This window comes from Paraburkholderia caffeinilytica (assembly GCF_046030355.1).
GTDB lineage: Bacteria > Pseudomonadota > Gammaproteobacteria > Burkholderiales > Burkholderiaceae > Paraburkholderia > Paraburkholderia caffeinilytica_B.
Genome location: NZ_JAQQCQ010000002.1, coordinates 194749 through 220638, shown reverse-complemented (window position 1 = coordinate 220638; position 25890 = coordinate 194749). Strand labels below are relative to the sequence as shown.

22 protein-coding genes are annotated in these 25890 nt (G+C 61.8%); 9 read left to right on the top strand and 13 right to left on the bottom strand.

Annotated elements, in window-relative coordinates:
- The first annotated feature begins 10 nt into the window (after positions 1–10).
- Together xdhB and xdhC are read left to right on the top strand one after the other, a co-directional pair.
- Complete coding sequence (gene xdhB / locus PQQ95_RS03330) at positions 11–2377, top strand: xanthine dehydrogenase molybdopterin binding subunit (protein WP_408434886.1); 2367 nt, start codon at positions 11–13, stop codon at positions 2375–2377.
- Positions 2378–2547: 170 nt separating this feature from the next.
- The gene (gene xdhC, locus PQQ95_RS03325; RefSeq protein WP_408434885.1) at positions 2548–3114 is read left to right on the top strand and encodes a xanthine dehydrogenase accessory protein XdhC; all 567 of its coding nucleotides are present in this window, start codon (positions 2548–2550) and stop codon (positions 3112–3114) included.
- A gap of 29 nt (positions 3115–3143) precedes the next feature.
- Here the strand turns inward: xdhC and PQQ95_RS03320 are convergent, their stop codons facing one another.
- From PQQ95_RS03320 to PQQ95_RS03310, 3 genes are all read right to left on the bottom strand, one after another.
- Positions 3144–4124: a LysR substrate-binding domain-containing protein gene (locus PQQ95_RS03320; protein ID WP_408434883.1), complete on the bottom strand. Its 981-nt coding sequence runs from the start codon at positions 4122–4124 to the stop codon at positions 3144–3146.
- 248 nt (positions 4125–4372) lie between these two features.
- Positions 4373–5017, bottom strand: coding sequence for a 2-hydroxychromene-2-carboxylate isomerase (locus PQQ95_RS03315; protein ID WP_408434881.1), 645 nt, complete (start codon positions 5015–5017; stop codon positions 4373–4375).
- A 65-nt stretch (positions 5018–5082) separates the two neighbouring features.
- Entirely contained in the window at positions 5083–6501 is a 1419-nt protein-coding gene (locus PQQ95_RS03310; RefSeq protein WP_408434879.1) for a TAXI family TRAP transporter solute-binding subunit, read from the bottom strand.
- 665 nt (positions 6502–7166) lie between these two features.
- On the opposite strand from PQQ95_RS03310, the gene PQQ95_RS03305 reads away from it, so the two are divergent.
- From PQQ95_RS03305 to PQQ95_RS03295, 3 genes are all read left to right on the top strand, one after another.
- Positions 7167–7520 carry a BON domain-containing protein gene (locus PQQ95_RS03305; protein ID WP_408434877.1) on the top strand — a complete coding sequence of 118 codons (354 nt, stop codon included), beginning with the start codon at positions 7167–7169 and terminating at the stop codon, positions 7518–7520.
- Between the two features lie 111 nt (positions 7521–7631).
- On the top strand, positions 7632–7811 hold the full coding sequence (locus PQQ95_RS03300) for a hypothetical protein (protein WP_408434875.1): 180 nt from the start codon (positions 7632–7634) through the stop codon (positions 7809–7811).
- Positions 7812–7858: 47 nt separating this feature from the next.
- Positions 7859–8107: a hypothetical protein gene (locus PQQ95_RS03295; protein WP_408434873.1), complete on the top strand. Its 249-nt coding sequence runs from the start codon at positions 7859–7861 to the stop codon at positions 8105–8107.
- A gap of 10 nt (positions 8108–8117) precedes the next feature.
- On the opposite strand, the gene PQQ95_RS03290 is transcribed toward PQQ95_RS03295, so the two are convergent.
- Positions 8118–8906 carry a sulfite exporter TauE/SafE family protein gene (locus PQQ95_RS03290; RefSeq protein ID WP_408434871.1) on the bottom strand — a complete coding sequence of 263 codons (789 nt, stop codon included), beginning with the start codon at positions 8904–8906 and terminating at the stop codon, positions 8118–8120.
- A 161-nt stretch (positions 8907–9067) separates the two neighbouring features.
- Entirely contained in the window at positions 9068–9985 is a 918-nt protein-coding gene (locus PQQ95_RS03285; protein ID WP_408434869.1) for a LysR substrate-binding domain-containing protein, read from the bottom strand.
- A 63-nt stretch (positions 9986–10048) separates the two neighbouring features.
- Here PQQ95_RS03285 and PQQ95_RS03280 point away from each other — a divergent pair, with 63 nt between their 5' ends.
- A complete protein-coding gene (locus PQQ95_RS03280) occupies positions 10049–10951 on the top strand; it encodes a DMT family transporter (protein ID WP_408434867.1) in 903 nt (300 codons plus the stop codon).
- 47 nt (positions 10952–10998) lie between these two features.
- On the opposite strand, the gene PQQ95_RS03275 is transcribed toward PQQ95_RS03280, so the two are convergent.
- From PQQ95_RS03275 to PQQ95_RS03250, 6 genes are all read right to left on the bottom strand, one after another.
- Positions 10999–11658 carry a LysE family translocator gene (locus PQQ95_RS03275; protein ID WP_408434865.1) on the bottom strand — a complete coding sequence of 220 codons (660 nt, stop codon included), beginning with the start codon at positions 11656–11658 and terminating at the stop codon, positions 10999–11001.
- Between the two features lie 400 nt (positions 11659–12058).
- The gene (locus PQQ95_RS03270) at positions 12059–12199 is read right to left on the bottom strand and encodes a hypothetical protein (RefSeq protein WP_408434864.1); all 141 of its coding nucleotides are present in this window, start codon (positions 12197–12199) and stop codon (positions 12059–12061) included.
- A gap of 364 nt (positions 12200–12563) precedes the next feature.
- Positions 12564–12830, bottom strand: a complete 267-nt coding sequence (locus tag PQQ95_RS03265) for a hypothetical protein (protein WP_408434863.1) — start codon at positions 12828–12830, stop codon at positions 12564–12566.
- Positions 12831–13403: 573 nt separating this feature from the next.
- Positions 13404–13799 carry a lysozyme gene (locus PQQ95_RS03260; protein WP_408435324.1) on the bottom strand — a complete coding sequence of 132 codons (396 nt, stop codon included), beginning with the start codon at positions 13797–13799 and terminating at the stop codon, positions 13404–13406.
- Positions 13800–14166: 367 nt separating this feature from the next.
- A complete protein-coding gene (locus PQQ95_RS03255) occupies positions 14167–14430 on the bottom strand; it encodes a PAAR domain-containing protein (protein ID WP_408434861.1) in 264 nt (87 codons plus the stop codon).
- A gap of 1206 nt (positions 14431–15636) precedes the next feature.
- Complete coding sequence (locus PQQ95_RS03250; RefSeq protein WP_408434859.1) at positions 15637–16620, bottom strand: helix-turn-helix domain-containing protein; 984 nt, start codon at positions 16618–16620, stop codon at positions 15637–15639.
- 321 nt (positions 16621–16941) lie between these two features.
- Between PQQ95_RS03250 and PQQ95_RS03245 the strand changes: the two genes are divergently transcribed.
- Both PQQ95_RS03245 and PQQ95_RS03240 read left to right on the top strand, forming a co-directional pair.
- Entirely contained in the window at positions 16942–17718 is a 777-nt protein-coding gene (locus PQQ95_RS03245; protein ID WP_408434857.1) for an SDR family NAD(P)-dependent oxidoreductase, read from the top strand.
- A 76-nt stretch (positions 17719–17794) separates the two neighbouring features.
- Positions 17795–19333, top strand: coding sequence for an amino acid permease (locus tag PQQ95_RS03240; protein ID WP_408434855.1), 1539 nt, complete (start codon positions 17795–17797; stop codon positions 19331–19333).
- A 110-nt stretch (positions 19334–19443) separates the two neighbouring features.
- On the opposite strand, the gene PQQ95_RS03235 is transcribed toward PQQ95_RS03240, so the two are convergent.
- The gene (locus PQQ95_RS03235) at positions 19444–21393 is read right to left on the bottom strand and encodes a hypothetical protein (protein WP_408434853.1); all 1950 of its coding nucleotides are present in this window, start codon (positions 21391–21393) and stop codon (positions 19444–19446) included.
- 849 nt (positions 21394–22242) lie between these two features.
- On the opposite strand from PQQ95_RS03235, the gene PQQ95_RS03230 reads away from it, so the two are divergent.
- A complete protein-coding gene (locus tag PQQ95_RS03230; RefSeq protein WP_408434852.1) occupies positions 22243–23328 on the top strand; it encodes a glycosyltransferase family 4 protein in 1086 nt (361 codons plus the stop codon).
- A gap of 36 nt (positions 23329–23364) precedes the next feature.
- Here PQQ95_RS03230 and PQQ95_RS03225 read toward each other — a convergent pair whose 3' ends face one another.
- Positions 23365–25746 (bottom strand): hypothetical protein, encoded by a 2382-nt coding sequence (locus PQQ95_RS03225; RefSeq protein WP_408434850.1) that lies wholly within the window; start codon positions 25744–25746, stop codon positions 23365–23367.
- Between the last annotated feature and the right edge of the window lie 144 nt (positions 25747–25890).

The following is a 25890-nucleotide window of genomic DNA, read 5'->3' as shown; positions in this document are numbered from 1 at the left end:
GAACACAAGAATGAATCAGCAAGCAGAACCGTTCCTGAAAGACCTTCAGGATCTCGATGACTTTACCCAGGTCCACATCTCGCGTCCGCACGAGTCCGCGCATCTGCACGTGAGCGGTCGCGCCACCTATACCGACGACATCCCGACGCTCGCCGGTACGCTGCATGCCGCGCTCGGCCTGTCGACGAAAGCGCACGCGAAGATCGTCTCGATGGCGCTCGACAAAGTGCGCGCCACGCCGGGCGTGGTCGCGATCTTTACCGCGGGCGATATTCCCGGCGTCAACGACGTGGGTCCCATCATCCACGGTGACGATCCGATTCTCGCCGATGGCGTCGTGCAATACGTCGGCCAGCCTATGTTCATCGTGGTCGCAACCTCGCATGAAACCGCGCGTCTGGCTGCGCGCCGCGCGGACGTCGTCTACGAAGAATTGCCCGCGATTCTCACTGCGCAACAGGCCCGCGCCGCGAACCAGCACGTCTTGCCGCCGATGAAACTCGCACGCGGCGAAGCCGGCACGAAGATCGCCCGTGCAGCGCATCGCGAAGCTGGCGAGATGCTGCTCGGTGGGCAGGAGCAGTTCTATCTGGAAGGCCAGATTTCGTACGCGGTGCCGAAGGACGACGACGGCATGCACGTCTACTGTTCGACGCAGCACCCGACCGAAATGCAGCACATGGTCGCGCACGCCTTGGGCGTGGCGTCGCACAACGTGCTGATCGAATGCCGGCGCATGGGGGGCGGCTTCGGCGGCAAGGAATCGCAATCGGGTCTGTTCGCGTGCTGCGCGGCGCTGGCTGCATGGAAGCTGCTGTGCCCGGTCAAGCTGCGTCCGGACCGCGACGACGACATGATGGTCACCGGCAAGCGCCACGACTTCCACTACACGTACGAAGTGGGCTACGACGACAAGGGCGTGATCGACGGCGTGACGGTCGACATGACCTCGCGTTGCGGCTTCTCCGCCGATCTGTCCGGTCCGGTGATGACGCGTGCGCTGTGTCACTTCGACAACGCGTACTGGCTCTCCGACGTGACGATCGACGGCTTCTGCGGCAAGACCAACACGCAGTCGAATACCGCGTTCCGCGGTTTCGGCGGTCCGCAAGGCGCGTTCGCGATCGAATACATCATGGACAACGTCGCGCGTTCGGTCGGCGAAGATTCGCTCGACGTGCGCCGTCGCAATCTTTACGGCAAGACTGAGCGTAACCAGACGCCGTATGGTCAGGTGGTCGAAGACAACGTCATCCACGAACTGATCGACGAACTCGAGGCGACCAGCGAATACCGCGCGCGCCGTGCGGCGATCAACGAGTTCAATGCGAACAACGAAGTGCTGAAGAAGGGCCTGGCGCTCACGCCGGTCAAGTTCGGTATCGCGTTCAACGTGACCCACTTCAATCAGGCCGGCGCGCTCGTGCACATCTACACCGACGGCTCGGTGCTGGTGAATCACGGCGGTACCGAAATGGGCCAGGGTTTGAACACCAAGGTCGCGCAGGTCGTCGCGCACGAACTCGGGATCGGCTTTAACCGCATCCGCGTCACGGCGACCGATACGAGCAAGATCGCCAATACCTCGGCGACCGCTGCATCGACCGGTTCGGACTTGAACGGCAAGGCGGCGCAGGATGCCGCGCGCCAGTTGCGCGAACGCCTGTCCGCGTTTGCCGCCGAGCGTTTCGGCGCAGGGCAGGTGGCCGCATCGGAAGTGCGTTTCGTGCACGACCGCGTGGTGGTCGGCGAGGTGGTCGTGCCGTTCGAGGAAGTGATCGCGAAGGCCTACGTCGCGCGTATCCAACTCTGGTCGGATGGATTCTACGCAACGCCGAAGCTCTACTGGGATCAATCGAAGCTGCAAGGCCGGCCGTTCTACTACTACTCGTACGGCGCGGCCGTGTCGGAAGTGGTGATCGATACGCTGACCGGCGAAATGCGCGTGCTGCGCGCGGATGCTTTGCATGACGTTGGCGCATCGCTGAACCCGGCGTTGGACGTCGGTCAGGTGGAAGGCGCGTTCATCCAGGGCATGGGCTGGCTCACGACCGAAGAACTGTGGTGGAACGCCGGCGGCAAGCTGATGACGCACGCCCCGTCTACCTACAAGATTCCGACCGTCAACGATACGCCGCCCGACTTCCGTGTGCGCCTGTTCAAGAACCGCAATGCCGAAGACAGCATCCACCGTTCGAAGGCGACCGGCGAGCCGCCGCTGCTGCTGCCGTTCTCGGTGTTCTTTGCCGTGCGCGATGCGGTGTCGGCCGTGGGCAACCACAAGGTCAATCCGCCGCTGAATGCGCCCGCGACCAGCGAGGAAATCCTCAAGGCTGTCGGCGCAGTGCGGGCGGCGACTGCTGCGGCTCGTCAGTAGGCGTTGCCAGGCGCGCGTGACACGGGCCTGGCCGCCGCGTTACGCGTGAAATAGCGAGGAACGGCCTGTCGCCGCGAGGGACGTCCTCGTAGCCTGCAGTCGCGAGCAACCGTCGGAAACCTTGAGGCAACGTCATCGTGCAACTATCGAAACCAACTGGATTGATCGCCATGAACGACTTTTCTTCCGTTCAGATCGGCCGGCGCAGCGCCGTGCAAGTGCCGCGTCCGGCGCCGATGCACATCGTGCTGTTCGGCGCGGGACACGTCGGCCATGCGCTCGTCACGCTGCTCGGCAGCTTGCCGTGCGTCGTCCAGTGGGTCGATGAACGCGACGAACTGTTCCCCGACGAAACGCCGGCCAACGTGCAGATCGAAGCAACCGACACGCCCGATGCAATCGTCGACACGGCGCCGCCCGGCGCGTATTTCCTTGTGATGACGCATAACCACGCGCTCGATTTTTCGCTCGCTGCACGCATCATGAGGCGGCGCGACTTCACCTATTTCGGCATGATCGGGTCGAAGACGAAGCGCGTGAAATTCGAGCGCCGGTTGCTCGATCGCGGCGTGGATCTGGATCGGCTGGCAGAGATGACTTGTCCGATCGGCGTGACCGGCATTGTCGATAAAGCGCCTGCGGCGATCGCGGTCGCGGTGTGCGCCGAGTTGCTGCAGATTCGGACGCGCGAAGCCGCGGCTCAGGCGGTGACGCAGAAGCTCTGCGCAAGCGTGTGAGTAGACAGAGCGCGGTTCAAACCACAACGTCAGCCCGCCGCGGCTGACGTTTCCTTTTTCGCCGGCCGTTTCGCGCGCCGCACCTTCTGCGCGATCAATTCATCCGACACTTGCGACATCAACGTACGCAGCCAGCCGACATCGCTCGGCCGGTCCGGCTGCGGATGCCACAGCTGATAGCACTTGATGCGCGGAAACGGAATCGGCACCTCGACCACGGCGAGCGGCAGGATGCTTGCATAGTGCATGGCGAAGCGGCGCGTGGTCGTGAAGATCAGATCCGATTGCAACAGCGTTTGCGGCACGAGGCCGAAGTAGGGCAGCGTGGCGACGATGCGCCGCTCGGCGCGGGCTCGCGCGAAGCCGATGTCGACGGCGCCGCCGCGCGCGCCGCTATAAGGCGTTGGTGCGAGATGCGGCGCGGCGAGATACGCTTCGCGCGTCATCGGCTGGCGGGTGAGCGGATGATCGGCGCGCATCAGGCACACCACCGTATCGGAGAACAGGTCGCTGCGCTCGAAACGCGGGTCCGGTTTCGGCCAGTTGCCGATCACCAGATCGAGTTCGCCCGCATCGAGCGCGGCCGAATGGTCGAGCATCGGGCTCAGCGAATCGATCTCCAGACGGGCATGCGGGGCCGCTTCGCGAAACTGCGCGATCACGGTGGGCATGAAGAAATCGTTCAGATAATCCGGCGCGGCCACGCGGAAGGTCCGCCGCGAACGGCCGGCATCGAAATCGCCGTGCGGCGTCGCCACGAAATCGACCTCGCGCAGCACGCGTTGCGCCGAAGCCAGCAACGATTCGCCGTATTCGGTCGGCACCATGCCTGACTTGCCGCGCACGAGGATCGGATCGTTCAGCGTCTCGCGCAATTTGCGCAGTGCGGTGCTGATAGCAGGCTGGGTCTGATTCAGACGCAGCGCGGTTTGGGTGACGCTGCGCTCGACGATCAGCGTGCGCAGCACGCGCACGAGCCAGATATCGAGGGAAGCGGCGGAATCGTCCATGGTTTAGGCGAGGCGATGCAAGCAGGTCGGGCCCGGATGAAGCGTGGTACGGAGCCGCCCGCGAGTCAGATCGCGAGAGTGGGGCGCAAAGGTTATAACCTTAGGCCCGTTTGGGGTGCGGCGGCATAGCAGGCACGGTATGACCGGCATCAGGACGGCCTTTTTTGAGGCCGTCATGTCGAAAAGACATGCGCAGATGCAAGCACGGCGTGCCTGTCAGTACGAATAGTAAGGCTTGCGTGCGCTGCTCAGTTGTCCGCAAAGCCTGAAGGCAGCGAACTGACGCGCTTCACTTCCTTCGATTCGAGCCAGTTCGGCGTGCGTGCGCAATACAGCACCATGGGCAACGCGTCTTCACCCCAGAACAATTGGTCGTTCAGACGGAACGTCGGCACGCCGTAGACGCCCAGACCGATTGCATCCGTGGTGTTGCGCTGCAGTTGCGCTTTCACTTCTTCGTTCTTGATGAGTTCCGGGCCGTCCGGCATCCCGACGCGCTCGCACAGTTCGGCGAATGCTGCAGCGCTCGATGGATCGCGGCCTTCACGCCAGATGAAACGGAAAATATCCCGGACGAAGCCGATATCGCCCTTCGCCGCGGTGGCGAGCAGGAGCGGCTTCATGGAGTCGAACGGATGGGCCGGCGGCATCTTGAACGGAATGCCGAGTTGTTCCGCCCGAAACAGCGCGTGGCGGTACAGGAAGGTGCGTTTGGCGGGCACGCTATAAGCGGGCCGCTGACCCCAGTGGCTATACAGATCGTTCAGCACGACCGGCTTGAACGCGAAGTCGAAGCCCGGCCATTTGTCGTGTTGCTCGAGCAACAGATACGTGAACGGCGAGACAAAATCGTAAAACCACAGCGGTTGCCTGGGGTCGATGCCAACGGTCATAAATGTCTCCCGGATTACCCTTTCCGACCGGTATCGTCTGCTGGACCGTCGGAATTGTAATGATCTTACGCGGTGCCGCCGCTGCTTGCACCGGTCAATGTGGTTTCGGGGCGGTCCGGTTCGTCCGCTGCGTCGCGCGGAGCCTCGCGGTTATGCGTGAGGCGCTCGCGCACGAAGCCGATATGCTCGCGCAGCACGTAGAACTGATCGGCATAGGCGAGCGGCATTTTCAGGCCGTTCACCGATTCTTCGATCGCATCGAGGCGCTCGATCAGCGACGCGCGTTCGGCAGCCGAATGCTCGCTGAGGGCGCTGCGCTCAATCGCGATCAGCGCGCCATACCAGCGGTAGATGCGCGATTTCACCCGCCACGCATACAGCGACGGCACGAGGCGCAGCGCCGGAATCAGCAGCACGATCAGCGGCACCACGACCACCAGCAGCCGGTCCGCGAGGCTCGCCAGCCAGAACGGCAGGATCCGGTAGAGGAAGCTCTTGCCTGACTTGTAGTAGCGGGCGGCGTCGTCGCTGATGGGGAAATCATGGGCGAGCGGCGCGGGGAATTCGCCGGCGTGCTGCATGATGTTCGCCTTCCCGTGGACCTCGCGTGCGGCTTCGATCAGCAGATCGGACAGCGCGGGATGCAGCGAGTCGCGCGCCACCAGTTCAGCCGTCGGCGCAACCATGTGCATCGGGGCGGACGGCAGGTTCTTGCCGAGGTCGAACGCGCCCATTGGTATCTCGATCTGCGTCAGATACGGAAAGCGGCGGGTGTAGGCGTCGGCTTGGGTGAAGTCGTAGAACTGCACATTCGGCGTGCGATTGAGCTTGCCCATTACGGCGGGTTGCGCCGAATCGCCGGCCAGAAACGCCGCGTCGACCTTGCCGGCCACGAGCGCCTGGGCGGCATCGTCGCCCGAGAGCGGCAGCAGCCTGGTCGGGCCGTCCGGCACAATGCCGTTTGCCTTGAGCAGCGCGAGCGCCAGTTCGCGCGTGCCACTGCCTTCGGCGCCGACCGCGAGGCGCAAGCCCTTGAATTCGGAGAGCCGCGTGACCGTCGGCCCGTGGTAGAAAATCGCCAGCGGCACGTAGGCCACGCTGCCGAGCGACATCAGGCCCTCGCTCGCCGGGCCGGGCGCGACGCCGTCCTGGACGAAGGCGACGTCGACGTTCGACTTCGGGTCTGAGAGCCGCTTGAGATTCTGCAGTGAGCCTTCCGAGGCCAGCACGTTCAACGTGATGCGGTTACGCGCCAGAATCGCCTTGTACTTCTGCGCCGCGTTCCAGAAGGTGCTGCCTTCGGGGCCGGCGCTGATCGTCAGCGTATTGGGCGGGGCAGGCTGGATCAGGCGCACGGCGACCCAGATCGCCGCGGCGGCGATCAGCAGGATCGGCCCGAACGAGACCGCCAGATCGCGCCAGGAGATCGCCACGAAACGGGCGACGAGACGGGGAGGGCGTTTGCGGCCGGTGGCTGGCTTCATCAGGTGACGTGACGGCTACGGTCGAAAGTGGACAGGATGGCGGCGCGCTGCGGCGTGCGAGCCGGATCGAGGCGCCTGCGCCGTGCCTGACGGCCGCCGCGCAAGACGCACGAGCCGTGCGGCAGCGCGTCGCGCCGATGGTACCTGAGAATCGCGCGGCGGCGCAGCGTCCGGCTGGGGCTGGCGCCGTCAAACCCGTAACAATTCGTGAACGGCGCGTGAACCTTCTATGAACGATGCCGGAACGTCCAATGAAGCATGCCCCGGCCCGAATATGAACGGCGCATGAATAACACGATCCATAGCCCTATGACAACCGGTCCGCACCCAAGCGTATCACTAAACCCTTTGCGCTTCTGGCGCGGCTAGATTAAATTGTGGATCGCTGCCGCGAACAGATGTTTGCACAGCGTGACCCGGCACGACAGACAAGAACCGGGCGCGCTGGCGGACCTCGCGGCTTGCCGGCTCCCGTACCGCATTGCATGCGTGGCATCGCATGCGACTAACGGCGGCCGGCCTCTCTCGCCTCTCGCACATCGTGTCGCAGCCCTAGTCGGCCGTCGCTCAGCCACGCCTTGTCGTGGCTGAAGCACGGTCGCCGGTAGTCGTAACGAAGCCGCTTTTACATGCGGTCCAATGTGTAGCTAAGGAGAATAGAAACTATGAAATCGGTCGGTTTTCTGAAAACGCTGGGCTCGGTTGTGGCAATGGTGGTGGCGTGCAATGTGTACGCGCAGGCAAGCGATGCAACGGCGACGGGCACGACCGCAGCGCCGGCTGCAAGCGCCAAGGCCGGCAAGAAGGCCAATAGCCAACTGGGTCGCAAGGTTCGCAGCGCGCTTGCCAAAGCACAAGGCATCGACGTCTCGAACATTGCCGTGCGTGCTCGCGGCGGCGCGGTGGTCCTGACGGGCTCGGTGCCTGACCAAGGCCAGATCGACGCTGCCGGCGAAGTGGCCAAGGGCGTCGCCGGCGTGACGTCGGTGTCGAACAAGCTGACCGTGGTTCAGCAATAAGACGGCTGCAAGGAGCAGGCCGCGACAAGCGGCCTGGTATCAGCGGCTTGCAGCACATGCACGAGGCGCCGACAGGCGCTGAAGGCGGCAACAGGAGGCGCATGCGATTCGATGTCGCTATGCGCCATCGTGATGCATGCCAGTGCGAGGGTTCCGGCGAAAAACCGGAACCTTTTTTTTGCTTTATTTTCCGCAGCGGTGATTTTTGAAACGGTGATGATGATTCCAGTTAATGCCGGGCCGAACGCCGGCGCCGCAACAGCCCATCTGTGCGCTGCGACACACAATTGACGCCTCGCGAAGCGTACTGTGATGCAAGCGGAACGGGAGTCAACGCCATGGAAACCACGCTTTTGCGCTATACCGATCTGCCGATCGGCGATCGGGCGGCTTTCGAACTGGTCTGTGCGCGGCACGGCTTTGCGCCCGTGCATTTCGACATCAGCGCCTGCCCGGACCCGGGCGATGCCGCACACGAGCGACTCGTCACGGTTCGGCGCGGCGGTTGGGCGCAGTCGTATCACGACCGTCATGGTCAATGGGTCAGGCAGTTCGAGACCGATCTGACCTGCCGGTTTTTCAAATAGCCCAGCCGTTTTATGACAGCACGAGGCGCACGCCGACCAGCGTGAGCGTGGCGGCGAGCACGTTGCGCAGCAGCGCGTCCGGGGCGCGCGACGACAGATAGCTGCCGATCGCGATGCCCGGCAATGACCCCGCCAGCAGCGACAGCAGCATCGACCAGTCGACTGAACCCAGCAGCCAATGACCGGCGCCCGCCAGCAGCGTGAGCGGCACCGCGTGCGCGATATCGGAGCCGACGATGCGCGTGGTCGGCAGCAACGGATACAGCAGCAGCAACACCGTCACGCCAATCGCACCCGCGCCCACCGAGGTCAGCGACACCAGTACGCCCAGCACGGCGCCCGTCAGCATGGTGAGCGCGAGCGTACGCCCTTGCCTGGGCGCACGCTGACGACGCGCGCCGAGTCTTGCGAGTTGCGGGCGGAATATGAGCGCCACGGCCGTCACCAGCAGGGCGGCGCCGAGCACGATCTGGATCAGCCGGCTTGCGCCCGGTGTATCCATCCCGTACCGATGCAGCAGGATCAGGGTAATGGTCGCGGCCGGTACGCTACCGGCCGCGAGGCGCAGGGTGATCTGCCAGTCAACCGAGCCTTTCAGGCCGTGCACCAGCGTGCCGGTCGCCTTGGTGGCGGCCGCGTACAGCAGATCGGTGCCGACTGCGGTAGCGGGATGCACGTTGAACAGCAGGACCAGGATCGGCGTCATCAGCGAGCCGCCGCCGACACCCGTCAGTCCGACCAGAAAGCCGACGAACAGGCCGGAGACGGAGTACAGCAGATTGATGTGGGGAAGAGCCATTGAGCAGACCGCTGACGGTCGGGTGGGTTGGACAGGTTTAGATGGCAAGGCCGGCGCGCACGGGCCTTCGCGTGTCGGCGATTCTCGACGACAGGCCGCTGCCGCGACGGCGCGGCGAAAGCCGCTATTGTCGCAAAACTGCTGCGCTTGCGTACGAAGTGCTACGACACGCCCTGCTGGGCCGCCTGCATCCGGTCGATCAACGCCAGTACTTCGGGCCGGCTTTCACCCTTTGCATGCACGAAGTAGTAAGTCAGCGGGGACGCGACTTCGTGGCGGCTTACCCGCACGAGACCGCTCCTGCGCAGATACGCGTCGGCGAACGGCACGCGCGCCAGCGCCACGCCGAGCCCCGCTTCGGCGGCGGCCAGCACCAGCGTGTAGTCTTCGAAGCGCCGATCCTGCGCGCGCGGCTTCAGCGGAATAGCCAGCGCGTCGAACCACGCGCGCCAGCCGGTCACATCCGAGTCGTGCAGCAGCGGCACATCGAGTAGCGCGGCGTCGCCATGTTTGTGCCGCTGCTTCGCGAGGCGCGCGGCGAGCGTGGGATGTGCAACGGGATAGAGCCGCTCCGGCAGGAACGGCTTGACCTCGAGTTGACGCCAACTGCCGCGCCCGTAGCGAATCGCCAGATCCGCTTCACCGCCGGCGATGTCCGCGTTGCGGTGGTCGATGTCGAGCTGGATGCGCAGCGCCGGCGCGGCGCTCTCGAAGGCCGCCTGACGCTCGAAGAACCACAGCTTGGCGAACGCGGGCACCACGCTCAGCTTGACCAGTCTAGGGCTGCGCGGCGAGCGCCACTGATCCGCCGCGCTGTCGATGATGCCGAACGCCTGCTCGATACGCCCCACGAAGCGCTGCCCGTCCGGCGTGAGCCGCACGCCGCGCGCATGGCGTTCGAACAACGTCATGCCGAGCCAGTTTTCGACCGAGGCGACCCGCCGGCTGATCGCGCCGTGCGTCAAGCCGGCAACCTCGGCGGCAGCGAGAAACGAACCTTCGCGGGCGACGGCGCAGACGGTTTCGAGGCTCGCGAGCGGTGGCCGTGCCGACGAAGCCGGTGAGGAGGTGTGAGCCATATTCACATCATGATGTTCATTTATGCGCTAGCTTAGCAGCTCATGGCGCGGCACTCTTTGCACATGAACACACTCACTTCGTCCTCATCGCCGCGTTCAGCGCGGCGGCCGCTGCTGGCGGCAGGTGCGGTTGCCTTCACCGTCGTGTCCTGGGCATCCGCCTTTCCATTCATCCGCATCGGCTTGCAGGGTTTGGGGCCTTTGCCGTTGGCGGCGGCGCGTTTCGCCACGGCGGCGCTGCTGGTGATCGCATGGCTCGCCTATCGGCGCCCGCCTTTGCCGACATGGCAGGACGGTCTGCGTTTCGTGCTGTGCGGGTTTCTCGGTGTCGCGCTCTATAACGCGCTGCTCAATACCGGCGAGAAAACGGTAGCGCCAGGCGCGGCGAGTTTCATCGTCAATACGCTGCCGATTTTCACGGCGTTGCTGGCGGCCGTATTTCTCGGCGAGCGATTCAATCGTTGGGGATGGGCCGGCTCGCTCGTCAGTCTCGCGGGTATCGCTGTGATTGCACACGGTCAGCCGGGCGGATTGACGCTCGGCGCGGGCAGTACGCTGATTCTCGGCGCGGCGTTGTGTTCGGCGAGCTACTTCGTGTTGCAGCGACGTCTGATTCCGGTCTACGGGGCGCTGACCTGTACCGCCTACACGTTGCTGGCAGGCGCGGTGTTGTTGACGCCGTGGCTGCCGGGCGCGTTGAGTTCGCTTGGCAGTGCGCCGCACGGCACGTTGCAGGCGGTGCTCGTGCTCGGCGTATTTCCGGCGGCGCTGGGCTATGCGACGTGGACCTTCGCGTTGGGCTACTTCGGCGCGGCGCGTGCGGCTAATTTTCTGTATCTGACGCCTGCGGTGGCGACGGCGTTGTCCGCCGTGCTGACCGGTGAACGCCCGGGCCTCGCGACGCTATGCGGTGGATTGATGGCGATTGCCGGCGTGGTGTTCGTGGCGTTGCGCGGACGCTCGTGAGCCGGAAGGCGCGACCTTGCGTGTCCTTGCCTGTTTGTGCAGCGCCGTTAAACCCCACTCAAAGCGCGGCGAATCTCGACGATGCCGAACGCCGCGAGCGTGATCCCGACGATCCGGTCGATCGCGACGCGCAGCTTGCTGCCGATCGCATGACGCGCGAGCGACACCACGGTCACGAGAAAACACCACCACGCGATCGAGCCACAAAACACGCCGCCTACGGTGGTCAGCGCGATGCTCGATGAAAACGCGCCACGCGGTGCGAGCGTCGTGAACAGCGCCGCGAACATGATGACGGTTTGCGGATTGGTCAGCGTGAGCAGCAATGAACTTGCATACGCGCGCAACGCGCCGGCACGGCCCACCTGAGCGAGCTTGGTGTCGCCGTTGCCGCCGTTGCCGTTTGCTGCGTCGGTGGGCGCTTTTTGCAGCAGCGCACGCACGCCGAGATAAAGCAGAAACAGACCGGCGAGCAGATGCAAGGGGCGGTCGTAGGCCAGCATGAACTGCGAAATGCCGACAAGGCCGAGCGCCGCGATCAGCCCATAAACCGCATCGCCGGTCGCGATGCCGAAGCCGATGGCGAGACCCGCGCGCGGACCACCGGTCAGCGTGCGGCGAATGCATAGCATGCCCATCGGGCCGACCGGAGCGGCAATCGCGAGGCCGACACCCGCGGAGGTGACGAAGAGACTGGCGGTGGACATGGGGAAGCCTTGGTCGGTTGTTCTGAGTGCACAGTTTGACACACGCTCAGCCTTCACAACCCGACGCGCGATCGACGACGCAAACCAGCGTGTCGGTGGTGGATATCCTGGGATAAATGCGATCGCGATTGCCGACCGCTTCTAACACGAGACGGTGACTATCTGCATGGCGGTGGTGAACGTGGGGTGCGGGCGGCTGTTCAGCCAGGCGCGGGAGATGGTGCCGCGCGTGAGCTTTGGCGTGAACCGGGTGGTTTGTGTTTATCTCGGGAGCGGTAATGATCCTTACGCTCGCCGCCGGGACACTTGAGCCGAAGACGCGAGATGTCGCGTCGGAAGATCTGTCGAGGTAGTGCAGTGCGGAGGGGTGATGCCCGCCTGGCAGGGCGGGCTTGTTCGATTAGTGCTTCTTCGGGGTCGACGAAACAGCCGGCGCCACGCGGATCGGCGGCGCGCCCGACGGCGTTGTGGCCGGTGTAGGTTTCTTGGCCTGCTTCGGTTTCTTTACTTCGCGGTTACTGCGCATTTGACCTTTTGCCATGATGGGCTCCCAATTGGCTTTATCGCTCCGCGGGGGAGCAGTAGGAGAGTGTGCGCTGATTTTCGAGTTTCGGGGTGGGATTTCGGTTTTGCCTGGTTTTTTTACCTGCTTGGCGCTTTCGTCTGCTTGTCTGTGGCGTGAACTGCACCCTGAAGGTTGGATCGCTGTCCGACTCTTTTGAGTGCAGTTCATCCACCGCGCGCCGAAGCGGGGCATATTCCGCTACCAATTTGCCATTGCTAGCAGATCCGTGAGGAACTTGTTTTGAACTTTGCGCAAGTCGAATATGCACTCCTGGTATAACGCGGGATACATGGAACCGTCAGGGTTAGTCTTCCATCCCGCGCTCGCGTCGCGCTGCAACTCACAGAATCACCCCGTCATCCTGCGCCGCCATATAGGCATCAAGCACTTCGGCGTGACCGTTGCCGGCCGGGATTTTTGAACGTATTTTTTTGTACAGCAGATTGTTTTCCTCTACGAGATCCGCTTGCAAACCGGCGAAGCATTGCGCATCGGAAAAACCGCCGCCCGGGTGCTTCAAACATTCTGGGTCGGTCTTCGCGAATGCCCAGCCAGAAGATACGGCGAGGACAATCACTGCGGAGAGGTGTCTAGTGAGACGCATCATAGATCATTCGCCTGGGTCGTCCGTGATCGTGCAACTGTCTTTGCCTGTAACCACATAGCTGCTGTCACTGTTATCAAGGGATCGCCTTCGACTATTTCGTAATAGAGGCACATTGTTCAACTCCCGCTCCGTGGCCTACTAAACTAGGGCTGTGCGGCGGGATGATTCATCTTTTCTAATTCCATTATTTCGAGCAAGTGTTGGTATTGTTCTTTTCTACGGTTATAAACGCACTCTGCGTAGATCGAATCCCACATGTTACGAACGTGAGGCCCCGAACTCGACGGTCTCCATGCAGACCCGGCCTGCTTGTTGAGCATGCAAAACCGCAGGTCCTGATCTGCGTTGATCATGTATTGCTTGAGCAACCTCGCGTTACGATTCCCGTGCGGGATCGTTGACATCAGCTTGTCTACTATTGCCTGATTCTCTTTCTGGATCGCATCAGCAGACCCCAGATAGCAATCGGTATCCATGCTACTGCTGCCGCTAAGATGCTTGAGACAGTCGTCATCTGTGCCTGCCGCGTAACAGAAAGAAGCTGTGAGGCAGGGAGCCAAACACAGAAGCGCTTTAATGATGTGCATCGTATATCCCCGTTTCAAAGAGACGGGCCTCGCTTTGCCGTCTCTGGCGTAGGTTTGGATTCGTGGCGTGAAATGTTCGAATAAATCCAGGCATTCCGCGATAGTCCCCGGTGTTCACCTCGTCGGCCAACTCCCTAACTGCACTGCCCGCACCAGCGTTAAATACGACGCTCACCATGGCGTCATACTCATACTGAAAAAGCGGGACCATTACAAGAGAGTTCAATCTTTTCTCTACCTGTTCCAGATCGCGTCTTAAGAGCGTTCTTGCACGCTCTACGGATATTATTTGGCCCGCGTGAAGGTTATCCGTCACTAAGACGAGGTGCCCGCATCCGACCGTAGGATTGCCCCGATCGTCGAGGTAGACCTGGAGAATCATGCCGTCTACTACCTGAACATCTATATAACTATGGTTCGAATGGTAGATTCGTTGCGTGCCGTTCATTCGTCCACTTTCCCATTCCCCGAGGAACGAAAAGCACTGGTTAGATGCTTGCCACGGCTTACCGAGCCGACCGCAATTAACTGTTATGCATGAGTTCGGATCGGTGTTGGTAACGACAGTTGTAAGTGGCCGAGTCATTGAGCACCTTGCAAATGGCCGAGGTGGATAGAGATATTCCTTGCTTGGTCTGTCCGATAGCGCGCCGTTCGCCCTTGAGAGTCGGTTACTCCATGCCGCAACTCGCCAGACGGTAGGCAGATCGAGTAGTAGGTTTCTGTCAAAGGCTGGCCATGCGTATCTTTCAGCACGAACTGTTGTCGCCATTGCTCAAACTACTTCCGACCAATGCAGCGGGGCGACCGTCTATCGCGCACATTAAACCCGCACCGTCCACAATCACCGCCTCGCTGCCGTCAGCGTATGTCACAACATCGCCGACAGATGCCAGGCCGAGGCCGCAATAAGCCCCGCCGGCCGCCGCTGTGGTCACACGTCCTCCGCGCTCGGTTAATGAGCCAATCGTCGCGAACAGATATTTGATTTCTTTGCTTTGCTGATTTTTCATGTGCTGTCTCCTGCTAGTGGTTGAACAAGACCAATTCGCCGAGACTCGCTGGGTTTGAGCGCGCCTCCTATAAGACAGGTCCGAAAAGATAACAACTTGATTCAGGACGCATGGGCAACTGCGTGAAACGTTACAGATGGTGACGGGATCGTTGTAGTTCTAGTTAAAGGCGCGTGTACTCTGGATTCTGTGAGCAGGGAAAAGCGACACATGGAAGATGTGCCCAGTATTGAAGTGGAATTTCTATGGGCGGGCAGTGATGAGGGAGCCGCGAGGCTCGAGGGTTTGGTGCATCACCCAGTCCGTCAACCTTGCCACGTCCCCGCTCACCTATCTATTAGCGAGTATCGGGTAATTGAGGAACGAACCGGAAAACGCACCATAAGCAAAGCCACTAAAAAGACCCAATCCACAACACGTCTTTCCGTTGACGCTCTCTAGTACAAAAAACTAGTGCGGTCAGTGCACAATTTGTGCCGCGGGCAGTTGGATCGACTCAGGAGACCCGCATGGACTCGATCCTGTTGCTGCCGAGTGGGGACGAAATAACCCGGATCAGGCATTGCGCAACGCGGATACGCTTGCTGGCTATGTAATCTACGGTGAACCACTTTTCGCCATTTAAAGAGGAAGATAAAAATGGCTTTGCAAACAGCAATTCGGCTTTCGTTGTTCCTTGTAGCGCTTGTCGTTTGCGTCGATATCCACGCGGAGTGTAACGGCCCGCAAAATCTATCGTCTGAGCAGGTCCATATCACATTCGAAATCAACGGGGACAAGGTTAGTGTGGCGGAACGAGCACGGCTCGGTGAATGGGTATCGAGGACGAATGCCAAATATACGATACAGAAATGGGTAACGGTAATTGGTAGCGCGTCGGAGGTGGAAAGAAACGCTAGCGCATTGGCCTTAAAGCGCGCCGTAGTTATCGCGCAAGATGTCCTCGCGGATGGTCTGGTGAGCGCCCCGCTTCAGGTCAGGACACAAATTTATCCAGTCGCAAACTCGCACAACCTGGGCACGGAAAGTCGGGAGACCACGGTCGAAATTAGCCCGGGTTGTCCGAATGACTGTTGCGACGGTCAGTAGTATTTAGCTCTTTACCCTTGCGGAAAGAGTCGTCATCGCACGTCCATTCTCAATTCAAGGAAAGCCCAACGCTGTCAGCATTCAGACGAACAAGCGTCACTCAGGCAAAAACCAAACTCACCCTCCACGGCTCTTATCACGCCGCCAGGTCTCGCTCGGCAACTCCCCAAACTGCCCGCGATACTCGTTCGAGAAATTCCCAAAATGCCAAAACCCCCACCGTGTAGCGACTTCGGTCACCGAAGCAGAACCGCGCAATTCCCGCCGCACATGATCAAGCCGAACCGCACGGATATACGCTGAAGGATTCACCCCAAGCGTATCCTCAAACGCATACTGCAAAGTGCGCCGGCTCGCGCGGAACCGCGCACATAGTTCGGCCACGGAAAGCGGGCAATCGGGCGACTCTTCCACCAGTTCACGGACGCTCCGCACGAGTTGCCAGTTTCGCGCCGTACGCGCTTCGACATTCCCGTGTGGATCCGCATCGCGCACTTCCTGCAATGCATCGGCAAGACCAAATATCACCGACTTCTCGAACGACGCCGCCACGCCCGCGTCATCGAGCAAAGTCGGCGTCGCAGCCACGGCGTCGAGCAATTGCTGCAGTACATCGCGAAAGCCCTGCAATTTCGCAGGATCGACATTTAACACGCCAGGCTTCGCACCCAGCAGCGTCGCAATTCCATCGAGTTGCGAGCGCACAAGCTCATCGCCGATCGCACCAGGCTCGATTTCCAGATTCACCACCACGTGCTTGTCTGGCGATAAAAACTCAAACCCGCCATCGCCGGAAAATACATGCAGGCCGTCACGATGACTCGTCTGTCCGCACAACAGCGCATGCCCTTCGAGTTGAAACGGAATGCCCACGGCCAGCTTGGATCGTGCCACCTGACCGCGTTGATAGACCGTGCGGTTCAGGCGTTCCACCAACACCCGCACACCGCCCGCGGCGAACGAACTCACCGAGCCGTCGAAGGCGCCGCGCGAAATCTGGCAATAGCTCTGGTTCCATGCATCGAGCAACATCGCCTGCTCGTCGATGTTCCGGCAACTGCGAATCTCGACGGCGCTGCCTGTCTGATTGACCGCCTGCATAGCTTCTCCCGATTCTGTTGACGCTCCCCGAAAGCTTCGCGCGGATCAGTGTATGCGAAAAAAAATTGACGTCGCAGTGTTGGAGCGAGCCATCCGGGGCACGCATGCGGCTTCCCGCTCCGTGGCCGCCCGGACCACGAAGCAGGCTGCAACCCAATACGGCAAGCATTCAGGTTCAGACGTAATCCATTTGTCAGCATGCCGGGCTTTTACGGGATTTTTACTTTTTGCCAATTTTGGATAGTCGCCGCTTTTTGCCGCTCCTACCTTGTGCATAACGCAATGCGTTGCGTTGCACAGGACACTAAACGGGAGTCGCGCATGAGTAGATCGGCAGGCAGGCTGGAAGGCAAGATCGCAATCGTGTCGGGCGGCGCGACCGGCGCGGGCGGCGCGGCGTCGCTGCTGTTCGCGCAGGAAGGCGCGCAGGTCGCCGTGGTCGATATCAATACCGATGCGGGCGAGGAAGTCGTGACGCGCATTCGCGCGGCAGGCGGCACAGCCGAGCTATTTGCCGCCGATGTATCGAAGCGCGCAGCGGTGGACACCGCCGTAGCGAACATCATGGCGCGCTTCGGACGCATCGACGTGCTGTTCAACCACGCCGGCAGCATCGTCGTGAAGCCGTTCGTCGATACCACGGACGAAGACTACGACTGGCTCATGAACGTCAACGTGAAAAGCATGTTCATGATGACCCGCGCGGTGCTGCCGCACATGCTCGCGGCGGGCGGCGGTTCGATCGTGTGCACGGCGTCGATTTCGTCGGTCGCGGCCACGCCGCTTGAAGTGCTGTACTGCACGACCAAAGGCGCGTGCGCCATGTTCGCGCGTTCGATTGCCGTGGAGTATCGCGACCGTGGCATTCGCTGCAATGCCGTGTGCCCGGGTTTCATCGATACGCCGCATGGGCGCCGCGAAATCAGCGCGCTTGCGAAGTATGGCTTCGATGCTAGCGAGGCGGCGCTGTCGGTGCAGCAGGGCCGTCTATGCGCGCCGGAAGAAGTCGCGCGCGCGGCGCTCTTTCTCGCCAGCGACGACGCCAGTTTCGTCAACGGCGCGCACCTGTACGTGGACAACTGCTTTACGGCTGCGTGAGCCGGTCCTTCGCCGCGCGGTCACGCCTTAGCATCGCTCAGCCGCTTCGTCATAACCCTGTTCAAAGGATCGCGTCATGGACATCAACACGGCCGTGCCGTCGGCGGAGTCCGCCGACAACGACGTCAAGCTGTTGCACAAGATGGGCTACGCGCAGGAACTGTCCCGGCGCATGGGGGCGTTCTCGAACTTCGCGGTGTCGTTCTCGCTGATCTGCATTCTGTCGGGCGGCATCACGTCGTTCCAGATGGGCTTGTCGGCGGCGGGCGGGGCGTCGATCGGACTCGGCTGGCCGCTGGGCTCGCTGTTCGCGTTGGTCGTGGCGGCAGCGATGGCGCAGATCGCGTCGTCGTATCCGACAGCCGGTGGTCTCTATCACTGGAGTTCGATTCTCGGCGGCAAAATGTGGGGCTGGCTCACGGCGTGGCTGAATCTGCTCGGTCTCGTGTTCGTCGTCGCCGCAATCAATTACGGTACTTATGATCCGTTCTTTCGCACGCTGATCGCGCCGATGTTCGGTGTGAGTCCCGATTCGCTCGGCTGGTGGCAGCAGACGCTCTTTCTGACGGTGATTACCGCTTCGCAAGCATTCCTGAATCATCGCGGCATTCGCATCACCAGCAAGATCACGGACCTGTCGGGCTATCTGATCTTCGTGGTGACGATCATGCTGGTGGTATCCCTGCTGGTGTATTCGCCGGTCAAGATCGATCTGTCGCGACTCTATACGTTCACCAACTTCACGGGTGTCGATGGCGGCGCGTGGCCCAGGCAGACCATCGCGATGGCGTTCTTATCCGGCCTGTTGCTGACCGCTTACACGATCACGGGCTTCGACGCTTCCGCGCACACCTCGGAGGAAACGCATCAGGCGGCGCGCAATGTGCCGCGCGGCATCGTCGGTTCCGTGTTCTGGTCGACGACCTTCGGCTACGTGATGGTGTGCGCGTTCGTGCTGGTGATGCCGGATATCAGCGCGGGGGTGAAGCAGGGCACCGGGTTCTTCGAAGCGATTCTTGCGCCGATTCCGGGACCGCTGCGCATCCTGATCGAATTGCTGATGTTCTTCATCAACTACGTGTGCGGTCTCGCAGCCGTCACGTCGACCTCGCGCATGATGTTCGCATTTGCTCGCGACGGCGGCTTGCCTGGCTCGAAGTGGCTGCGCAAGGTGAATGCGGCACACCGCACGCCGGGCGCGGCAATCTGGACCTCGGCGGTGCTGGCGATCGTGGTGACATTGTACGGCGATGCGTTCACGGTGCTGAGTGCGGGGAGCGCGGTGTTCCTGTTCATCTCTTACGCAATGCCGATTGCAGCCGGTATTTTCGCCGAGGGGCGCACGTGGAAGGAAAAGGGACCGTTCCAGTTAGGCATGCTGTCGAAGCCGTTCGCCGTGGCAGCGGTGTTCGGCGCGCTCGTGCTCGCCTATGTCGGCATGCAACCGCCTAATCAGAAAGTGGTGTACGTGATCGTCGGCTTGCTCGCGATACTGCTGGCGATATGGTACGGCGCGGGTGTGCGCAAGCGCTTTGCGGGGCCGCCGATCGGCAAGGTGTCGACGGAGCGAGAACGGGAACTGAGCGGCATGGAGGGACAACTGGGGGAAAGCTGACGCCTTGTGTATGCGCGGCCAGTGGCCGCTGCCCAAGTCCGAAAAAAACGTCAGCCGGCCCTGAAGCCGGCTGACGTTCTTACATCTGCCGCGTGATGTGGCGGTCGAAGTTAGATCCCGACGTATCCCACCGGCACCGTCGCGTTGGACTTGGCGACCGACGCGTTATTCGACACCACATACACCGGCGATTCGGTCAGGTTGAGCGTAAGCGTGCCGTTGCTGTAGTTCGCGCTCGAGGCATTGCCCATCATGTCGACCACCTTCACCGTGCCGCTCGTGCCCGGTGCATCCACCGTGAGGCTATACGGCACGCTATAGGTCGAGCTGAAGCCGACGCTCGCGTCCCACACGCTATTGTTGTGCGCCCACAGGGCGGTGATCACCGCGCCGTTGCCCAGTTGCTGGAACGCGTAGGCGTAGACGCCGGTCGGCGTGCCGTTCACCGCGCCGAGCGTGTGCGTGCCGTCGAGCGTATGCGTCATCGCGCTGATCGCCATCGCGACCGGCTTCGGACTGATGTTCGTCGCGCCGAATGCGCCTTGCGCGTCGTTCAGATCGAAGAACGTGCCGTAGCCGACTTCGCCCGGATAGTCCGCGCCGTAGAACACGTAGGTCTGATCCGCGCCTTCGCCGAGCGTGATGATGTGCATGCGCGCCGCGACCGCCGCTTGCGCGTACAGCACGTTCGCGGTCGGATAGTTCGGACCGTACGACGTGCCGAGGTCGTAGCTGATGCCGGCTTCCGTCGAGAACAGCTTCATGCCCGGACGGTAATCGGTGGCCATTTCCGCGCGCAGGTCACGCATCTGGCCGCGCAGCGAACCTTCGGCGGTCGACGGGTCACTGTCGTAGCGCTCCGGCGGATGTGACGGCGAGGTGCCCGCGTCGTAATAACCATGGGTTGACACCGCGTCGATGTACTGGCCGAAGCCGAGTGGCGCGAGGCGCTTCAGACGCGTGGTAGTCAGGCTCGGGAACGCATCGGTCGGGCCCATCACCACCGCATTCGAATCCGTCGAGTGGAGGCCTTGATAGACGGACTGATACAACGCGATGAAGTTGGCGTCGGTGTCGGTCCAGAACTCATTAGGCTCCCACGTCACCTGATAGTAGTTCGCCGACTGGGTTGGGAAGTACGCCGCGCGAATCGCGCTCGATTCCGTGCCGACGCGGCTCATGTAGTTCTGGTAATACGAAAGACTGGTCGGCACGCTCGTGTCGTCCTGGAACGCACCGGTGCTGCTCGCCCACGCCGGGATGCCGTCGAGACGGATCAGGCGCATCACGTTGCCGGTCTTGTAGAACGGATCGAGATTGTTGGCTGAGGGATTGAACGTGTTCGCCGCGTTCGGCTCCATCGTCGAAAGTTGACGGTCGTCGATCGTCGACGAAATGCCGAGGTCGGCCAGCAGGGGACCGTTGTCGTTCGCGCCCTGCATACCGAAGCGGTGCTGTTCCTGATGCGTGTAGGTGACGGCAGGCACGACCTGGGAGAGATTTGGCAACACACCGAAGGTCGCGATGCCGACCGGACGCGTGCCGGCCTGCGGCAGTTGACCGCCGTTCTGCGCGAGCGTGCCCGTCGCGGCGAAATAGCCGGCGAGCGTCGAGGTGCAGCTGAGCGTGATGGTCTTCGATCCGCTCGGGACGGCGGTGCTGCCGCTCGCCGCCACGCGGCCGATGGTGTCCGTGATTGCCCAGTTCAACGTGTCGGCATTCGGCACGTTGGTGCTGAATGTGAGCTGGAAGGCGCTGCCGGACGCGAAGATGCGAGTGCCGTCCGCGCTGGGGGTGTCGGCGGAAATAGTGGCGCTGCCGGAGCCTGCCGAGACGGCCGGCGAGGTACAGCTGAGTGCCGCGACGGCGTTGCCCGCGCCGTTCACTGTGGCGGTGCCGCCGGTGCTGCTGTTGCCCGCCGCAGTCGAGTTGGACGAGCCGCTGCTGCCGTTGAGCTGGGTGTTTGCGTTGCTGCTGGCACCATTACCGCCGCCGCCACCACCACCGCAGCCCGCGAGTGCCAGGGAAAGTGTCGAGAGTAGGAGGAGTTTCGATTTCATCAATCTTTAACCAATGCGTTGGCAGAACATTCGTTCGCCTCTTCGCGCAAAGCGCGTGGGGAGACGGAGCGAACATCGGGGTTCAATTGCAAGCCAGCCGAGGACCAAAGCGTCGACACTGGCTGTCCTGGATGCGCAACTGTTCGGTTGCGCGAAGGTGTGATGCTTTCCCGGTTGTCGGCCCCGAACGCATTTTTCTGCAGAGCAATGCTTACGTACGAATCCGTCCCGCGCGTCATGGCGGATTTGGCGGAATCGGACGGTCGGGGAAGGTACGACGAAAACAACCCACGTCTTGAGGAACAGCGAAACCACATCGCAGTGCGCGAGCTCATCGCGCCGATCGATGAACTTTTTACTGTCCTGTAAGCTGGAAAGGCCCGGATGGGAAGAATCGACAGCAACAATACGCATTAGTATGCTTAAAAGAAGTAACGAGTCGTTACGTATGAACAATCATGCAGTACTAATTGCATTGATCGCATCAAAAAATAGGTATGAGAAAACCTGTCTTTATCCGCCAATCAAAAATGGGGTCGAAAAAAATTGAAATGGATGACTAACTATACGAATTGGGGTAAACCGCTGAGAAATGGGCGCTAGCGCTCATTCCATAGCCGATGGAGCCTTGGAGATGGCGGAAAAGTGCTGGGCCTTCGGTGTAACGTTTCCTCGCGATAGTGACTTCGCGGCGGACCTGTCGCTGTTTTACGGAGACGAGGCCGCGCCCCGCAAAAAAGGGCGCGCCGAATAAACGATGATGGATGCCGATGCTTTTTGGGGCCGGTACTTACTGGTCGGCTTGTCCATCCGCTGCGCAAAAAAGGCGGTTATCCAGAGAGATAAATCGTGAGAATTCTTCAGTTGGTTCACGCACCGCGGCTATCCGGGGCAGAGATATTGGTAAAGGGGGTCGCGATTCAACATCAGCGCGATGGCCATGAGGTCTGTATGACGTCGCTGCTTCCCCAACAGGACGATTTCGTTGCTATTCGTGCGGAACTGGAAGCCGCGGGTGTCACCTGTCTGTTCCCCAGTAGCCGCTATGGCAGAGTGGGCAAACTGCTGCACCTGTATCGCGTGGTGCGCCAGTTCCGTCCCGACTTTATCGTGGCTCACGCCACGCTCGCCGCCCTCTATGTGCGTCTTCTTCCCGTGCACACGCCGATCGCGTGGGTGATGCACTCCGGCGTCAACGACTTCGAGAACGGCTCGCTCAAGCGGGCCGAGCGCCTGCTGTCACGCCGCGCGAGGGCGATCATCGGCGTGTCTCAGCAAAATATCGACGACTATCTGCGGGAGATCGGCAAGCATCCGGCGATGATCGTGATCCCGAATGGCGTGGATGCGTCGCTGTTTGCCGAAGACAGCAACCCCTCCGCGCCGGATATTGCCGTGCCTGCGAAGCAGATTGTTCAGCTGGGCCGCTATATAGAAGGGAAGAGTCAGTTGGACACGATTCGCGCGTTCGAGCGTGTCGTACAGAGCGAGCCTGAAGCGCGCCTGCTGTTGTGCGGTGTTGTCGAAGATATTCCGTACCACGAGGCGGTCCTGTCGCTGGTTCATCAACTCGGCCTGGACAGTCGCGTGACGGTATGCGGACCGCGCCTGGATGTCGCCGCGATCCTTCGCACGTCGCGCGTCTTTGCTATGCCTTCGCGTTTCGAAGCGCAGAGCATCGGTTTTCTGGAGGCCCTTGCCTCGGGTATTCCTGTCGTGGCGAGCCGGATTCCGTCGTTCGGTTTTGCAAGCGGATTTGCCGGCGTCAATCTGGTCGATACGGCCGATCCTGAGGCTTACGGCCGCGCCTTGCTCAGGGCGCTCGACATGCCGCGCGCGAAACGGCAACTGGCGGGATACACGTTGCATGACACGGCAGATCGTTACATGACGATCGCACGGCAGTTCGTTCAGCCGCTGCGCGTGTCGGCCTGAAGTCGGCCTGAATGGCGCGGGATCGGGCGGCTTGCGCTACTGCGCCAACCGGTCGATCCGCACCGTCTCCGAGAACAGCCCCGGCAGTTCACCGAGATCCTGGGCTGGGCTCAGAGCGAAACCATCGCCTACCGGATAGCGCGTCAGCGCTGGCGCACCGCCGGTGAAATAGAAGTTGCCGAGCGTCGCGTCGATTCTGCGATAAAGCACGAGCGCCGCATTGTGCTTGTCACGCACGAAAGCCGGAAAGACATCCGACCACGACATGCCACGCAATGTCGCTGCCTGGACCGGTACGCTGGTCGCATCCGCCGTGTCCAGCGTGGCAATGTCGACGACCGCGTCCTCGTTCGTTCCATCAAAGTGGGGTGTCAAAAGAATCAGCGTATTGCTCGCTTTGCCTTGCACGGCTCCCATCGTCACTTTGACGAAGTCGGGCAGGAAACTCGCCGGCAATAGTTTGCGTTCGCCGATGGTCATGCGCGTGCCGTCGTTGGCGATTTGCGTTAGTGCGAGCCGGCCGTCCGCGCCATCCACTGCGATCAGGGACGCGTGTGATCCGGGAGTCTGGACTGGCAAAAGGTTTGCGTTTTGCCGCAGGGTTTTGGCCTGCGCCATCAGCGTCGGCGCTGAGCCCGCTGAACCCGTGGAAGACACCACCCAAAGGTCGAGCCCGCTATCGCTGCGTTTCTGCGCGATCAGCACGCCGGCTCGTCCTGTTCCGCTGAAATCCGCTGCCACATACTGCTGCGTCAACTCAGGCCTGAACGCACGGCTGGTCTGGAGCCAGAGACGGGGGGGCTCGAATCGCTCGCCCGTACTGCGGAGCAACCAGAATGCGGTGCCGCCCTGGCGCGCGGTGATGATCATCAAATCGGCCTTGCCGTCGCCGTCGAAGTCGCCAAGCAGGAAGCGGGCGCTATCGAAGCACAGCTTGTCATCCGCGCAACTGGGGGCCGTGGCGCGGGGATTGAAAGCGACCGTGCCGGCGTACCAGAGAGCGGGAGGCGACGCTTTCGCGAGCGACGCTGCATACACGTTGAAGCCGGGCCCATCGTGTTGCCGTTGCACGTAGACCGCGGCTTGTTCACCCGTGCCGGCGATGTCGCCGACCATCGCGGTAGCGAGCCGCAGATCGGTGGCCTGGGTGCGTTGCGTGGTCGCCCACCGGTAGCGTGTGGTGAGCAGGGTGCAGCCGCGCATGGTGAGCTTGCCGTCGTTTTCGCCGAGACAGTGCCGCTGCGGCGTGTAAACGAGGCCGAAGTCCCACGGTGTCCAACGCTGCGCCATGTCCCACTGATCGCAGGTCTCGGAGATCAGATAGCCGTCGCGTTCGGCGATGCATTGCGAAGTCGCGACGCTGACGAGCGCGGCGTTACGCGTATTGCCGGGATAGACGGTTAGTGGATCCCAGCGCCACTGTTGCGCGGGTGAGCCCGTGCACGCGGCGAGCGTCGGCGCCTGGCCGCTGCCCGCGGAGGTCAGGCAGCGGGTTGCCGCCGCATTGAAGAGCTGCATGGCATGCGGCTGGAAATCCGCTATGCGGTGATCGCTGCGATCGGCGAAGGCGTAGCGGCGCGCGACCCAATTGCCGTCCCACTGAAACTCGCCGAATACATGCGAAAACTCGCTGCCGTCGACAGAAAAATAGCTGGCGACGATGTCACGCTTGCGTTGAACTTCAGCCGCCGGCACATTGCCGGGCCAGTCGCCGGTCGGATAGGTGATGTGGTATTCGATCGGCACGCTTTTGCTCAGCGTTTGGGCGACGTGGCGCGTGATACGCGCAGCGTAGATGTGATCGGGATGCTCGAGAAACGGTACGGTATCCGGATTGAGCGTGTAGATCTGCGACGCCTCAGCGAGTATCACTTTCAGTGTGGCCGACAGCGAAGCCCGATCGTATTGCACGCGCACGGAACCATCGGCGTTCATCGGATAGGTAGAGAGCGTGGCGTGCTGTTCCCACAGGAGGCCGAGCGGTTCGCGTCCGCCGCGCACGGCGCCGCCGGGCAGGCGGAATTCGAGCAGACGGACTTGCGGCTTCGCTTTCAGCACCATCTGATGCACGAGCTTGCCGGCGATCGGGATATTCGCTTCGATCCATTCGTCGGGCACGCCCGCCATGCGCGCATACGCGAGCCGCGAAGCCCGCTCGCGGGTCTGAACGTAAGCGAAATCCGCGCCGTTGGCGCCGCCGATCAGATGGACGGTGGTGATGCACCAGCCGGCGTCGAGCCGCTCGCTGATGGCGGGGTCTACAAAGAGCAGATCGTCGTCGAGGTGGGCGACGACCGTGACCAGCGTGCCGGCGCCGCAATCCGCCGCGCGTGCCGGACCGGGCAGGAGAGCGAAAAAAAGTAGCGCTAGAAAAGCAAGGGATGAATCGCGAACGAGCCTGGCTGCCGATGATCGCATGTTGATTCGAGCTCTGACGGTGAGCTCGATGATACTGTACCGGCGCGGATCGTCACGTTGGCGAACTCACAGTAGGCACCACGTTGCGTGCCGGTACGGGATCATGTGGATACCGGCACCGGCACCGGCACTAACGATAGCCTC

What these genes read in the sequence shown, in the direction of transcription:
- xdhC (WP_408434885.1), top strand. Translation starts at nt 2,548, where the DNA reads ATGAACGACTTTTCTTCCGTTCAGATCGGCCGGCGCAGCGCCGTGCAA.
- PQQ95_RS03240 (WP_408434855.1), top strand. Translation starts at nt 17,795, where the DNA reads ATGGACATCAACACGGCCGTGCCGTCGGCGGAGTCCGCCGACAACGAC.
- PQQ95_RS03285 (WP_408434869.1), bottom strand. Translation starts at nt 9,985, where the DNA reads ATGGCTCACACCTCCTCACCGGCTTCGTCGGCACGGCCACCGCTCGCG.
- PQQ95_RS03250 (WP_408434859.1), bottom strand. Translation starts at nt 16,620, where the DNA reads ATGCAGGCGGTCAATCAGACAGGCAGCGCCGTCGAGATTCGCAGTTGC.
- PQQ95_RS03280 (WP_408434867.1), top strand. Translation starts at nt 10,049, where the DNA reads ATGAACACACTCACTTCGTCCTCATCGCCGCGTTCAGCGCGGCGGCCG.
- PQQ95_RS03255 (WP_408434861.1), bottom strand. Translation starts at nt 14,430, where the DNA reads ATGAAAAATCAGCAAAGCAAAGAAATCAAATATCTGTTCGCGACGATT.
- PQQ95_RS03225 (WP_408434850.1), bottom strand. Translation starts at nt 25,746, where the DNA reads ATGCGATCATCGGCAGCCAGGCTCGTTCGCGATTCATCCCTTGCTTTT.
- PQQ95_RS03290 (WP_408434871.1), bottom strand. Translation starts at nt 8,906, where the DNA reads ATGGCTCTTCCCCACATCAATCTGCTGTACTCCGTCTCCGGCCTGTTC.
- PQQ95_RS03260 (WP_408435324.1), bottom strand. Translation starts at nt 13,799, where the DNA reads ATGATTCTCCAGGTCTACCTCGACGATCGGGGCAATCCTACGGTCGGA.
- PQQ95_RS03275 (WP_408434865.1), bottom strand. Translation starts at nt 11,658, where the DNA reads ATGTCCACCGCCAGTCTCTTCGTCACCTCCGCGGGTGTCGGCCTCGCG.
- PQQ95_RS03245 (WP_408434857.1), top strand. Translation starts at nt 16,942, where the DNA reads ATGAGTAGATCGGCAGGCAGGCTGGAAGGCAAGATCGCAATCGTGTCG.
- PQQ95_RS03270 (WP_408434864.1), bottom strand. Translation starts at nt 12,199, where the DNA reads ATGGCAAAAGGTCAAATGCGCAGTAACCGCGAAGTAAAGAAACCGAAG.
- PQQ95_RS03315 (WP_408434881.1), bottom strand. Translation starts at nt 5,017, where the DNA reads ATGACCGTTGGCATCGACCCCAGGCAACCGCTGTGGTTTTACGATTTT.
- PQQ95_RS03305 (WP_408434877.1), top strand. Translation starts at nt 7,167, where the DNA reads ATGAAATCGGTCGGTTTTCTGAAAACGCTGGGCTCGGTTGTGGCAATG.
- PQQ95_RS03300 (WP_408434875.1), top strand. Translation starts at nt 7,632, where the DNA reads ATGTCGCTATGCGCCATCGTGATGCATGCCAGTGCGAGGGTTCCGGCG.
- xdhB (WP_408434886.1), top strand. Translation starts at nt 11, where the DNA reads ATGAATCAGCAAGCAGAACCGTTCCTGAAAGACCTTCAGGATCTCGAT.
- PQQ95_RS03295 (WP_408434873.1), top strand. Translation starts at nt 7,859, where the DNA reads ATGGAAACCACGCTTTTGCGCTATACCGATCTGCCGATCGGCGATCGG.
- PQQ95_RS03320 (WP_408434883.1), bottom strand. Translation starts at nt 4,124, where the DNA reads ATGGACGATTCCGCCGCTTCCCTCGATATCTGGCTCGTGCGCGTGCTG.
- PQQ95_RS03235 (WP_408434853.1), bottom strand. Translation starts at nt 21,393, where the DNA reads ATGAAATCGAAACTCCTCCTACTCTCGACACTTTCCCTGGCACTCGCG.
- PQQ95_RS03310 (WP_408434879.1), bottom strand. Translation starts at nt 6,501, where the DNA reads ATGAAGCCAGCCACCGGCCGCAAACGCCCTCCCCGTCTCGTCGCCCGT.
- PQQ95_RS03265 (WP_408434863.1), bottom strand. Translation starts at nt 12,830, where the DNA reads ATGATGCGTCTCACTAGACACCTCTCCGCAGTGATTGTCCTCGCCGTA.